Raw genomic sequence first — 12,851 nt, 5'->3', positions numbered from 1 at the left:
ACCCATCCTGCACGAAACGACAGCCGTGCGGGTGCGCCGACGGCGATCAGTGGAGCGTGCCGGCGACGTAGCTCAGGCCGCACGCGAGCAGCACCGCGACGACCGCGAACGATCCGGTCAGGATGTTCCGTCGGCGCCACCGCTTGACGGCCACGAACGTGCCGCGCTTGGCGTGCCGGTGCGCTGCCCTGTGCATCCGGTGGTCGCGCTTGTGCGCCGTCCGGCTCGGGCCGAGCGGCACCGGTCCGGTGACCTGCACCGATCCGCCTCGGAGCGCACGGGCGACGGCGACCGCGGTCGGTCGACGAGCCGGGTCACGGTCGGTCATGCGCAGGAGCAGCTCGCGCCACTCCGGTCCGACGGACTCGGGGACCTCCGGGCTGTTCCGGAGTCGAGCGAGTGCGGCTTCGACGAGGGTGCCGGAGTACTCCTGGTGCCCGGTCAGGGCCTCGAGCAGGACGAGCCCGAGGGAGTACACGTCCGTCGCGAAGCTGATCGGCTCGCCCGCTACTTGCTCGGGGCTGAGGTACGCCGCCGTGCCGATGATGGTGCCGTCGTTCGTCAGGCGCGATCCGTCGACGAAGTGCGCGACACCGAAGTCCGTCAGCTTGACCGTGCGGGCGAACCCGGACGAGCCCTCGTCGCTGATGAGGATGTTGGCGGGCTTCACGTCGCGATGCACGATCCCGCGGGAGTGCACGTACGCCAGGGCGTCGGCGAGCTGCGTGCCGAGGTCGGCGACCTCGTAGTTGTGCAGCGCCCCCTCGGCCAGTCGGCGGAGCAGGGTCGTGTCGGCGATGAGCTCCATCACGATGTACCGGTGCGGACCGTCCGAGAACTCGTGCGTGCCCGCGTCGTAGAGCGGGATGAGGCCGGGGTGCGACAGCATGCTGAGCAGCCGGATCTCGCGTTCCTGGCGGACCCGGTCGGCCGTCGTCATGGCCTGCGGCGTCGCGAAGAGCTTCACGGCGACCAGTCGGTAGGTGTGCTCGTCGCGGGCTTCGTACACGGATCCCATGCCGCCCGTGCCGATGAGCCGGGACAGCCGGTAGCGGCCGGAGAGGATGGTCTCCGTCCGTCCGTTGGCGACAAGGGTCATCGTGCGGTTCGATCCGTCGGGAGCCAAGGAGAGGCGAAGGTTGCTCGCAAGATGACTCGTCGACTACGGTACGCGCGAACAGGGCCGAACGCGCGGGTGTTATGACTTCGTGACGAGGGGTACATCCCTGAGTTCATGCGGATGCATCGGGGTCTACCCTCTCGGGGACACCACCGAGAAAGGACCCGTCATGGCGCTGTCGAAGGGCGACGAGGTGCACTGGAACACCTCGCAGGGGAAGACCACCGGAACGCTCGTCCAGAAGCGTGTGAGCGACTTCGAGTTCGACGGGCAGCAGTTCAAGCCGACGGACGACGACCCGTACTGGATCGTGGAGTCCGAGAAGACCGGCAAGCGCGCTGCACACAAGGAGTCGGCGCTCACGAAGGCCTGACGCGGCTCAGTCCCCTGCGGGCTCGGCGCGACGACGGCCGCGCTCGGCACGGCTGGCGCGAGCGGCACGACCGCGGCGGATCCGCCGCACGACGAACACGACGACGACCCCGGCGATCGCCGCGTACATGCCGCGGTCGATCCACTCGGTGTAGCCCTCGATCCGCTCGTACTGCGTGCCGAGCGCCGCGCCGCCGAGCACCAGCAGGCTGTTCCAGACGCCGGAGCCGATGATCGTGAACAGCGAGAACGACCAGAGGTTCATCCGGTCGGCACCGGCCGGCAGCGAGATCAGGCTGCGCACGATCGGGACCAGCCGCCCGAAGAGGACCGCGCTGCGCCCGTGCCGGTGGAACCACGCGGCGGCCTTGCGGAAGTCGTCCTCGTCGACGAGCGGCAGCTTGCCCAGCCAGCGGACGGTCCGGTCGAACCCGATCACCCGGCCGAGCCAGTAGAGCACCAGTGCCCCGACGTAGGAACCGAGCGTCGCGAGGACAAGGACGAGCGCCAGGTTCATCCGCCCGGCACCGGCGAGGAACCCCGCGAGCGGCAGGATGACCTCGGACGGGATCGGCGGGAAGACGGTCTCGACGAAGAGCATCAGCGCGACGCCCCACTCGCCGAGCATGTCGATGAGCTGGAGCACCATCCCCGACAGCCCACCCATCTCGGCGTCAGGAGAGGACGTGGCGGCGGCGAGGGCAGTCGTCATGCGGCAATGTTCCCTGAGTGCCCTGACAGGCAGCAGGACGTGACCTGCCGATCAGCCCAGGCCCATGTGCGACGCCCGCACGTGCGTCAACGACCGGGCCAGCGCACCCCTGGCGACCGCGTCCCGCCCGACCGTCGACGGCACGATCTCCACCGGGTGCCGGAGCTGCGGGCCGACGGCCTCCGCGAGCGCCGCGCAGAACACCGCTGCCGCCGGCAGCACCTCTCCTCCCACGACGACGACCTCGGGGTCGATCGTCGCGACGAGCTGCGCGACCCCGGTCGCGACGTCCGCGGCGAGCGCCCGGACGATCTCGGCGGCAGCCGGGTCGCCGTGCCCGGCCGACTCCATGACGGACTCGAGGTCCGCGCCGGACGGGATCCGGGCCTCCAGTCGGGCCGGCGCGCCGGGCCAGCCGGTCGATGCCAGACCGCCCACCTCGCCCGCCGCTCCCCTGGCGCCGCGCGCCAGCGTGCCGTCGACGAGGTACGCCGCGCCGATCTGCCGTCCCATCACCAGGTAGAGCGCGTCGCGCGCACCCGTGAACCGGCCCCACATCGTCTCGGCGGTCGCGGCGAGCTTCGCGTCGTTGTCGAAGAAGGTCGGGGCCGTCGGGAACAGGTCCTGGATGCGGCCGGGCATGCGGCCCTCGACCCACTGCGGCACGGCGATCGTGTAGTCGATGGCGCCGTCTCGGTCGACGACGGCGGGGACGCCGAACGTCGCGGCGAGGAGGCGGCCGGCTCCCGGCGTCGAGGTCAGGCGCTGCACGACGTCCTGCACGCTCGCCCACGCCTGGTCCGCCGACGCGAGGTCCGGGTAGACCTCCTCCACCCGGGCGATCTCGTTGCCGCGGAGGTCGGCGAGGAGCCCGACGATGCCGTGCAGCCCGAGGTCCACGCCGAGGACCGACCCGGCGCCGGCATCGGCTCGGAACCGCTTGGCCCGCCGCCCGGCCTTGTTCGGGGTGACGATCGCGTCGGCCTCCCGCGCCCAGCCCTCGGCGACGAGGTCGGCGAGCGACGCCTCGACCGTCGGCCGCGAGAGCCCCACGGTGCGCCCCAGCTCGGTGACGGTGACGGACGCGTCGCTGCGGAACAGTTCGTCGAGGATGGCGCGCGAGTTCACCAGGCGCAGGGCACCCGGCGTGCTCATCGTTGACAGGGTCTCGTTCACGGCCATAGCCTCATATTACGAAAGATCATTGAGGAATGGTGGACTCCGACATGCTCATCCCCCGCCCGCGCCTGTCGACCCCCGGTGTCGGCTCGTTCGAGATCACGCCGACGACCCGCATCGCCGCAGACGCCGCGAGCGAGTCCGTGCGGCTGTACCTGCAGCAGACACTGCGGGGGTCCACCGGGCTGCCGGTGCGCGACGTCGAGACCCCGGGGACCGACGTGATCCGCCTGCGCGTGGCGGACGACACGCAGGCAACAGGCGACGCGGACGCAGCGCTCCCGACCGGCCCCGCCGGGTCCACCGCCGAGTCGTTCCGCCTCACCGTGACGCCGGACGGCATCGACGTCCTCGGCGGCAGCGCGGCCGGCGTGTTCTACGGCGTGCAGGCCCTCCTCCAGCTGCTCCCCGCCGACGTCTACCGCAAGGGCCGGGTCGGCACCGGGCCCTGGACCATCCCGGTGCAGACCGTCGAGGACGCTCCCGCGTTCGCCTGGCGCGGCGTCATGCTCGACGTCGTCCGGCACTTCCGCACCAAGGCCGAGGTCCTCCGCGTCATCGACCAGCTCGCGGCGCACCGCATCAACACGCTGCACTTCCACCTCACGGACGACCAGGGCTGGCGCATCGAGATCCGGAAGTACCCGCGCCTGACCGAGATCGGCTCGTGGCGCCGCGAGTCCCAGGTCGGCGCGCACGTCCCCGATGCCGACGGGGTCATGCGACCGCAGGGCTTCGACGGCCGACCGCACGGCGGCTACTACACGCAGGACGACATCCGCGAGATCATCGCCTACGCGGCCGACCGGTTCGTCACGGTCGTCCCGGAGATCGAGACCCCCGGGCACGTCCGCGCCGCACTCGCCGCGTACCCGGAACTCGGCGTGCACCCGGAGGCCGGGGTCGAGGTCTGGACGGAGTGGGGCATCGCCGAGGACGTCCTGAACGCCGACGACGCGACGATCGACTTCTTCAAGGGCGTCTTCGACGAGGTCGTCGACCTGTTCCCGAGCGCGTACATCGGCCTGGGCGGCGACGAGTGCCCGAAGGTGCAGTGGGAACAGGACCCCCGCACGCAGGAGCGCATGCGGTCGCTCGGGCTCGCGGACGAGGAACAGCTCCAGGCCTGGATCATCGGGCAGCTCGCGGCACACATCGAGTCGAAGGGCCGTCGGGCGTTCGGCTGGGACGAGATCCTCGAGGGCGGGACGCTCTCGGAATCGGCCACGGTCGTCTCGTGGCGGGGGCTCCGCGGCGCGTCGACGGCGGCGAAGCGCGGGCACGACGTGATCTCCTCGCCTGATGACCAGGTGTACCTCGACTACCGCCAGAGCGACCTGCCGAACGAGCCGATCCCGGTGTCGATCGTGCTCACCGTGGACGACGTCTTCGCGTTCGACCCGGTGCCGGCCGACCTGACCGACGACGAGCGTGCCCATGTCATCGGCGGCCAGGGGAACATGTGGTGCGAGCACGTGGACACCGTCCGGAAGCTCGACTACCAGCTCTTCCCGCGGGTCGCGGCACTGTCCGAGGCGCTCTGGTCCGCAGATGTCACCGGACCCCGGGACCTCGCGGACTTCCGCGGGCGGCTGGCGGAGCACCTCGCGCGACTCGAGGCGATGGGCATCGAGTACCGCCACGAGACCGGCCCGTTCCCGTGGCAGGAGCGTCCAGGCGTCCCCGGTCGACCCGGGACGCGCGAGGAACGTGCCGCGTACATCGACGCGATCACGGCGAACATCGCGGACTGACGTTGCACATACCAGATACCAGCCGATAGGTTGGTGTCCATGGACAGGTGCACTGCGTCGGCCACCGACGACTTCGACCTCGACGCGCTGATCGGCCGGCACCCGGCCGATCACGAGCTCGAACTGCCGATCGACTTCGTCCGCCGTCGGACCGTGCTCGTCACCGGCGCCGGCGGGTCGATCGGCAGCGAACTCTGTCGGCAGCTGATGCGCTCGGACCCGGCCGAGGTCATCATGCTCGACCGCGACGAGACGGCCCTGCAGCAGGTGCAGGTGTCGGTCGCGGGGCACGGGCTGCTCGACACGAAGGACGTCGTGCTCGCCGACATCCGCGACGCGTCGACGATCCGGCAGGTGCTGCTCGACCGCCGTCCCGACGTGGTCTTCCACGCCGCGGCGCTCAAGCACCTCCCGATGCTCGAGCAGTACCCGGACGAAGGGTGGAAGACGAACGTCCTCGGGACCCGCAACGTGCTCGCCGCCGCGGTCGAGTTCGGCGTCCAGACGCTCGTGAACATCTCCACGGACAAGGCGGCGAACCCGACGAGCGTCCTCGGGCAGACGAAGCGCCTGGCCGAACGGCTGACGGCGTGGACCGCGGCGGAGACGGGTCGCGACTACGTGTCCGTCCGGTTCGGCAACGTCCTCGGCAGTCGCGGGTCGATACTCCCGCTGTTCGCCGAGCTCATCCGAGCCGGGCGCCCGGTGACGGTCACCCACCCGGATGCCACGCGCTACTTCATGTCCATCCCCGAGGCATGCCACCTGGTGATCCAGGCCGCCGCGATCGCTCGGCCCGGTGAGGTCCTGGTGCTCGACATGGGCGATCCCGTCCGGGTCCTCGACATCGCCCGTCGGATGATCGCCGCGATGGGCGGCACCTCGGACATCGTGTTCACGGGGCTCCGTGCGGGCGAGAAGCTGCACGAGGACCTCATCGGGCGGGGCGAGACCGAGCGACGACCCGTGCACCCGAAGATCTCGCATGCGTCGGTCCCCGCGCTCGACCCCGCCACCTTCGACGGGCCGCTGCACGCCGACACCGCCCCGCTCCTGCTGGCCGCTTGACGCGGGTCGCGGGCCCCGGCACGGGCACGGGCACGGGCACGGCCCCGGCCCGGGCACGGGCCCGGTCCCGGGCCCGGGCAGAGCCGACCTGTCCCTTCCCGAGCGGCCACGACACCCCGCTCAGTTCCGCCGACCGGTCGAAGACCGTCGCTCCGCTGCTCGCCGAGCGACAGGATGTGACCAGTCGGCGCCACGCCGACGGTGGGTCGTGACCAGTCGGCGCCACGCCGACGACGGACGGGAGGCTCGGTGCCAGCTGGCACCGAGCCTCCCGCCCGCCCCGCGGTGACCCCCGCCCCGCGGTGACGCCCTACGCGGCGACCGCGACCCGGTCGTCGGCCGGCACGCCCACCGCTGGGGCGTCAGCCGCCGGCGCCCGACGCACCCACTTCTTCAGGCCGACCAGCACCAGCGCCGAGACGACGGTGCCCGCCAGGATCGCGACGATGAACATCGCGACGTCCCCGATGGCGAAGAACACGAAGATCCCACCGTGCGGCGCCCGCGAGGTCACACCGGCAGCCATCGAGATCGCACCGGTCACCGCGGCGCCGACCATCGACGCCGGGATGACGCGCAGCGGGTCGGCTGCGGCGAACGGGATCGCACCCTCGGAGATGAACGACGCACCGAGCAGCCACGCGGCCTTGCCGTTCTCGCGCTCGGGCTTCGTGAACCCCTTGCGGTACAGGACGGTCGATGCGAGCGCCAGGGCCAGCGGCGGGACCATGCCTGCCGCCATGACCGCGGCCATGATCTCGAACGGCACGACGTTGGTGGCCGATCCGGCACCGAGACCCGCGACGGCGAACGCGTACGCCACCTTGTTCACGGGGCCGCCGAGGTCGAACGCCATCATGAGGCCGAGGATGATGCCGAGCAGGACCGCCGAGGCGCCGCTCAGCGAGTTCAGCCAGGTGGTGAGCTGCGTCATCACCCAGGCGATCGGGCCGCCCAGCACCAGGAGCAGCAGACCGGAGGCGATGATCGACGCGAACAGCGGGATGATCACGACCGGCATCAAGCCGCGGAGCCAGCGCCAGACCGGGATGCGCCCGATCCAGTAGGCGGCGGCACCGGCGATGAGACCGCCGACCAGACCGCCGAGGAACCCGGCGTTCATGAACACCGCGATCGACCCGGCGACGAAGCCCGGAGCGATGCCGGGGCGGTCGGCCATGGCGTACGCGATGTACCCGGCGAGCGCTGCGACCAGGAAGCCGAGCGACACCCCACCGATCTGGAACGCGGCGGCACCGAGGTAGTACGCCAGGCCCTCCGGCGGCAGGTTCAGCAGCGTGTAGTGCGTCAGCGTGTACACGGCGTTGTTCTGACCCGAGTCGCCGTGGGTCAGCGCGATGCCGTACCCGGCGAGCAGGAACCCGAGCGCGATGAGCAGACCGCCACCGGCGACGAACGGGATCATGTAGGAGACACCGGTGAGGAGCCAGCGCTTGAGCGACTGCCCGAAGTGCTCGTCCTTCGCGGTGCTGCTGCCCGCCTCCGCCGCGGATCCGGACACCCGTGCGGCGTTGGGGTCGTCGGCGGCACGGAGCGCCTCGGCGATCATCGCGTCCGGTTCGTCGACGCCGCGCTTGACCGGGCCGGACACGAGCGGCTTGCCGGCGAAGCGCGAACGGTCGCGGACGTCGACGTCGACCGCGAAGACGACCGCGTCGGCCCGGGCGATGAGCGCCGGGTCGAGCGGCTCGACCTGCGAGGACCCCTGCGTCTCGACGTGCATCTCGGCGCCGGCCCGCTGGGCGGCGGCGACGAGCGCGTCGGCTGCCATGTAGGTGTGGGCGATGCCGGTCGGGCAGGCGGTGACGCCGACGATGACCTTCCGGCCGGCGGTCGGTGCCGTGGTCGGCGCGGCCGGACTGGAGGCTCGGGGTGCGCCCGTCACGCCGGCGTCGGCGACCTCGCCGGTCACCTCGCGGTCGACCAGGTCGACGATCTCCTGCTGGGTCGTCGCGGCGCGGAGGGCGGCCGTGAAGTCGTCGCGGATGAGCGCACGGGCCAGGGTCGAGAGGACGGTGAGGTGGTCCTTGTCGGCGCCCTCCGGCACGGCGATCATGAAGACCAGGTCGGCGTCGCCGTCCGGGGCGCCGAACGGCACCGTCCGGGCGAGCCTGCTCATCGCGAGTGTCGGTTCGGTGACCGAGGCCGACCGGGCGTGCGGGATGGCGATGCCACCGGGGACGCCGGTGCCGACGCTCGCCTCACGCTTGATGGCGTCCGCCGCGAGGGCGCTTCCGTCGGCGGCGCGGCCCGTCGCAGCGACGCGGTCGGCGAGGACGCGGATGACGTCGGACGAGGTGGCGCCGAGGTCCTCGTCGAGGCCGACGAGGGCGACGCTGATGAGGCCGGGACTCGTGTCCGAGCTGCGCGCAGCGGTCATGGTGTGCTCCTTTGCAGTGGCGCGGTGGCGCTGGGGTTCGCTGAGGTTCGGGTAGCGGTGCTGTTGGCGGTGATGTGGTGCGGCGGGGCGGTCAGGCGGCGGGTGCCGCTGTCTGACGGAGGCGGGTGACCGTGACGGCACCCGGGTCGGTGTGGTCGAGCGCCGGGACGTCGCTGCCCGGGAGCGCGGCTGCCGCGGCCCCCGTCGCGACCGCCTGTGCGAGCCGCTCCTCCGGCGGCCGACCGGCGACCTCGGCGAGCAGGTAACCAGCCAAGGAGGAGTCACCCGCGCCCACCGTCGAGCGGGCGACGATCCGGGGTGCCGCCGCGGCGAACGAGCCCTCCGGCCCGATCAGGATCGCGCCGGCGCTGCCGAGGGTGAGCAGGACGGTGTCCACGCCACGGTCGCGGAGCCGTTCGGCTGCCGCTGCCGCGAGCTCGTGGTCGCGTTCGTACTCGTCCGGATCCCCGCCGACGACCTCGGCGAGCTCCTCGGCGTTCGGCTTGACCAGGTCGATCCGCTCGCCGGACTGCAGCAGCGCGGTGAACGGCACGCCGGACGAGTCGACGGCGATCCGGACGTCGTCGCCGTGCCGCTCGCGGACGGCCCGCACGAGGACGGCGAGCGCGTCGTCCGGCAGACCGGGCGGGAGCGATCCGGCGAGGACGACCCACCGGGCACGGGGTCCGGTGGCGGTCGCGTCCGCGGTGTCGGCGACCAGCGCCGCGAGCTCGTCGAGGCGTCCGGCGAGGGACGGCCCGGGCTCGTTGAGCTTCGTGGTCGTCCCGGTCGGCTCGGTGACGGTGACGTTGGACCGCAGCGGTGCGCCGATCGGCAGCGCGGCGGTCGGGATGCCGCGGGTGGCGAGGCCGAGCAGGACCGGGTCGAGCTCGTCCCCGGGCAGGACGGCGATCGTGTCCCCGCCGCTGGCGACGACGACACGGGAGACGTTGACGCCCTTGCCGCCCGGCTCCGCGGTCGACCGGGTGGCGCGCTGCACCGAACCGCGCTGCAGTTCACCGGCGAGCTCGATCGTGCGGTCGAGCGACGGGTTCGGCGTCACCGTGACGATGCGCGTGCTGGACTCGTTCATGCCACGACCACCTCGACGTCGGCGTCGGTGAGCGCTCCGGCGAGGTCGGCCGGGGGCTGCTCGTCGGTGACGATCGTGTCGACCTCGTCGAGCCGGGCGAACCGCATGAGCGCCTCGACGCCGTGCTTCGCGGCATCCGCGAGGACGACGCTCCGCCGTGCGGCGAGCACGTACGCGGCCTTCACGGCGGCCTCGTACTCGTCCGGGGTGCTCAGTCCGAACCCGGCGGAGAGCCCGTTCGTACCGACGAAGGCGATGTCGGGACGCAGCGCGCCGATCTGCTCGACGGTGGCGGTCCCGACCGCGGCGCTCGTCACCCCGCGCACGCGGCCGCCGAGCAGGTGCAGCTCGACGTGCTCGCTGTGCTGCAGGGTCGCGGCGATGGGGACGGAGTTCGTGATGACGGTGATCGTCGCGCCGGACTCCGCGGGCTCCCACCGTGCGAGTTCGGTCGCGACAGCGGCGCAGGTCGTGCCAGCGTCGAGGGCGATGGACCCGGTGAAGGTCGGCGGCACGAGGCGCATCGCGGCCCGGGCGATCGCGGACTTGGCGGACCCGTGCTGCCCCTCCCGCTCGGCGACGCTGAGTTCGACCACGCTGGAGCGTCCGACCGGGACCGCTCCCCCGTGTACCCGGCGGAGGACCCCTGCCGACTCGAGCGCGTCGAGGTCCCGCCGGACGGTCTCGGTCGTGACGTCGAAGTGCTCGGCGAGGTCGGCGACGGAGACCCGCCCTGCCGACTGCAGCTCGGCGGCGATCGCATCGTGCCGCTCGGTTGCGTACATGACCGAACTCCTTCGTTCGCGTTGGTTTCAGGAACTGTACGTCCATACCCAACACAAACGCAAGTGTTTCGTCTTCGATCCCACACACCCGCAGGCGTGCGCGTGCGCGTGCTCCCGCTCCCGCTCCCGCTCCCGCTCCCGCTCCCGCTCCCGCTCCCGCTCCCGCTCCCGGCCGGTCACAACACACCGCTCAGTTCGGACGACTGGACGAGAATCGTCGCCCCAGGGCCGCACGGCCGACGATCTTCGACCGCTCGGCAATCACGGACGGGGAGTCGTGACCGGTCGCCGACCGAGACCGAGAGCGAGAGCGAGAACAGGAACGACGAACGACGAGCGAGAACAGGAACGACGAACGACGAACGAGAACAGGAACGACGGACACGAACGACGGACGGGAGGCTCGGACGGGAGGCTCGGTGCCAGCTGGCACCGAGCCTCCCGTCCGTCACGTCCGGCGTTACCCCTTCACAGCGCCGGCCGTCATGCCGCTGACCAGGCGACGCTGCACGATGAGGAAGAACACCACGACCGGCAGGCTGAACAGCACGCTCGCCGCCATGAGCCCGCCGAAGTCCGTCCCCTTGTTCGTCGAGAAGCCCGCGAGCCAGACCGGCAGCGTGTACATCGACTGGTCCTTGAGCATCACGTAGGCGGTCAGGTAGTCGTTCCACGCAGCGATGAACGCGAACACGCTCGTCGCGATGACCCCGGGCATCACCAGCGGGAACAGCACGCTCCACAGGATGCGGAAGGTGCCCGCGCCGTCGGTCTTCGCCGCCTCTTCGATCTCCACCGGGACCGCGACGAAGAAGCCGCGCATGACCCAGATCGAGAACGGCAGCACGCTCGCGACGTAGGCCAGGATCAGCCCGATGTAGCTGTTGAGCAGCCCGAGGGACTGGAACGACAGGAACAGCGGGATGAGCAGCGCGCCCGACGGGATCATCTGCACGAAGAGGATGCCCACGAGGATGGCCCGGCGCCCCTTGAACCGGAACCGGGACAGCGCCGCCGACGCCAGGAAGCCGACGACGATCGACAGCAGCACCGCGGCCACCACGACGATCGCGGAGTTCCGGAGGTAGCCCAGGAAGCCCTCTTGCGTGAGTGCCCTGGTGAAGTTCTCGATCGTCGGGTGGATGGGTGCCCAGATCGGCGTGAGGGTGGTGACCTCGTCCGCTGGCTTGAACGCGGTGTTCAGCATCCAGTAGATCGGGAACACCCACACCAGGCAGAACACCACTGCGATGGTGTTGGCGAGCACGCGGGGCTTCCGCTTGCCCTGGCGCACCTGGCGCGCTTCGGGTCGAACAGCTGGAGCCGTCACAGGTCTTCCTCCCCGCTCCGGATGAGCCGGCGGATGTAGTAGCTGGTGAGCACGCCGAGGATCGCCGTCGAGATGACCGCGATCGCCGCGCCCTGCCCGTAGGCGTTCGAGACGAAGGACTTCACGAAGGTCCAGACGCCGAGCGTGAGCGTCGCGTCCTCAGGACCGCCCCTGGTGAGGAGCCAGATCTGGTTGAACACGTTGAAGTCCCAGATCACCGAGAGGATCGTCACGAGGAGCAGCGTCGGGGCGAGTGCCGGCAGCGTGATCGCGCGGTACATGGCCCACGCCGAGGCGCCGTCGAGCGACCCGGCTTCGTAGTACTCCGGCGCGATCTGCGACTGTGCCGCGTAGAGCGTCAGGGCGACGAACGGCACCGCCTGCCAGATCACCAGGGTCAGGACGATCGTGTACGCCTGTCCCGGGTGCGACGCCCAGTTGTCCTGGGTGTGGTCGCCGAAGACCCGCATCTGCGTGATCAGCCAGTTCAGCACGCCGTAGAAGGGCTGGAACAGCCACTGCCAGACCAGGCTCGAGGCGACGTTCGGCATCGCCCACGCCAGGACGAGCACGACGCTGACGATCGTCCGCATCGCGACCCCGAGCCGCGTGAGCAGCTGCGACACCCCCATCCCGATGACGAGCGTGCCGATCACCATCGACGCGGTGACGGCGATCGTCCGCAGGATGACCGGCCAGAAGCTGCCGTCGGTGAGGACGTTCGTGTAGTTCGTGAGACCGGCGAACCCGGCCTGCCCGGTGAAGATCGCCCGCAGGCCGTACTCCTGGAAGGAGATGACGATGAGCCGGACGAGCGGGTAGACGACGAGCGCCAGCAGGAGCACCGCGGCCGGTGCGAGCAGCACGAGGGGCGCACGCGAGGCGCCCACGGAGCGACGACGGGGGCGGGGCGGGCGGCCGGACCGTCCGGTCCGGCCGGACCCGGGGACCCGGCCGGCGACGGGCGGTTGCCCGGCGCCGGCGACCGGCCCGGCAGGTGCCGAGCCGGTCGCCGTGTCAGCGGTCGAGGTCATCGA

At 71.3% G+C, this 12,851-nt stretch carries 10 protein-coding genes and 1 pseudogene; 3 read left to right on the top strand and 8 right to left on the bottom strand.

Annotated features, from left to right (window positions below; all coding sequences use genetic code 11):
- Positions 1–46 precede the first annotated feature (46 nt).
- A complete protein-coding gene (locus QK288_RS05580) occupies positions 47–1,099 on the bottom strand; it encodes a serine/threonine-protein kinase (protein ID WP_281266815.1) in 1,053 nt (350 codons plus the stop codon).
- 190 nt (positions 1,100–1,289) lie between these two features.
- Between QK288_RS05580 and QK288_RS05575 the strand changes: the two genes are divergently transcribed.
- Positions 1,290–1,493, top strand: coding sequence for a DUF2945 domain-containing protein (locus QK288_RS05575; protein ID WP_281266814.1), 204 nt, complete (start codon positions 1,290–1,292; stop codon positions 1,491–1,493).
- Positions 1,494–1,499: 6 nt separating this feature from the next.
- On the opposite strand, the gene QK288_RS05570 is transcribed toward QK288_RS05575, so the two are convergent.
- Complete coding sequence (locus QK288_RS05570; protein ID WP_281266813.1) at positions 1,500–2,204, bottom strand: DedA family protein; 705 nt, start codon at positions 2,202–2,204, stop codon at positions 1,500–1,502.
- 51 nt (positions 2,205–2,255) lie between these two features.
- Complete coding sequence (locus tag QK288_RS05565) at positions 2,256–3,380, bottom strand: ROK family transcriptional regulator (protein WP_281266812.1); 1,125 nt, start codon at positions 3,378–3,380, stop codon at positions 2,256–2,258.
- Between the two features lie 35 nt (positions 3,381–3,415).
- Here QK288_RS05565 and QK288_RS05560 point away from each other — a divergent pair, with 35 nt between their 5' ends.
- Both QK288_RS05560 and QK288_RS05555 read left to right on the top strand, forming a co-directional pair.
- Positions 3,416–5,137, top strand: a complete 1,722-nt coding sequence (locus QK288_RS05560) for a beta-N-acetylhexosaminidase (protein ID WP_281266811.1) — start codon at positions 3,416–3,418, stop codon at positions 5,135–5,137.
- Positions 5,138–5,215: 78 nt separating this feature from the next.
- Positions 5,216–6,205: pseudogene (locus QK288_RS05555) on the top strand (UDP-N-acetylglucosamine 4,6-dehydratase family protein); the annotation flags it as partial.
- 310 nt (positions 6,206–6,515) lie between these two features.
- Here the strand turns inward: QK288_RS05555 and QK288_RS05550 are convergent.
- From QK288_RS05550 to QK288_RS05530, 5 genes are all read right to left on the bottom strand, one after another.
- Positions 6,516–8,606: a fructose-specific PTS transporter subunit EIIC gene (locus tag QK288_RS05550; protein ID WP_281266810.1), complete on the bottom strand. Its 2,091-nt coding sequence runs from the start codon at positions 8,604–8,606 to the stop codon at positions 6,516–6,518.
- A 91-nt stretch (positions 8,607–8,697) separates the two neighbouring features.
- A complete protein-coding gene (locus tag QK288_RS05545; protein ID WP_281266809.1) occupies positions 8,698–9,699 on the bottom strand; it encodes a hexose kinase in 1,002 nt (333 codons plus the stop codon).
- Entirely contained in the window at positions 9,696–10,484 is a 789-nt protein-coding gene (locus QK288_RS05540; protein ID WP_281266808.1) for a DeoR/GlpR family DNA-binding transcription regulator, read from the bottom strand. The genes QK288_RS05545 and QK288_RS05540 overlap by 4 nt, the downstream gene beginning before the upstream one ends.
- Positions 10,485–10,944: 460 nt before the next feature.
- Complete coding sequence (locus QK288_RS05535; RefSeq protein ID WP_281266807.1) at positions 10,945–11,814, bottom strand: carbohydrate ABC transporter permease; 870 nt, start codon at positions 11,812–11,814, stop codon at positions 10,945–10,947.
- On the bottom strand, positions 11,811–12,848 hold the full coding sequence (locus QK288_RS05530; RefSeq protein WP_281266806.1) for a sugar ABC transporter permease: 1,038 nt from the start codon (positions 12,846–12,848) through the stop codon (positions 11,811–11,813). Before QK288_RS05530 ends, QK288_RS05535 begins: the two co-directional genes overlap by 4 nt.
- Positions 12,849–12,851 lie beyond the last annotated feature (3 nt).

This window comes from Curtobacterium sp. 9128, from assembly GCF_900086645.1.
GTDB lineage: Bacteria > Actinomycetota > Actinomycetes > Actinomycetales > Microbacteriaceae > Curtobacterium.
Note: the sequence above shows the minus strand (reverse complement) of the source record. Positions and strands in the feature narration are given on the sequence as shown.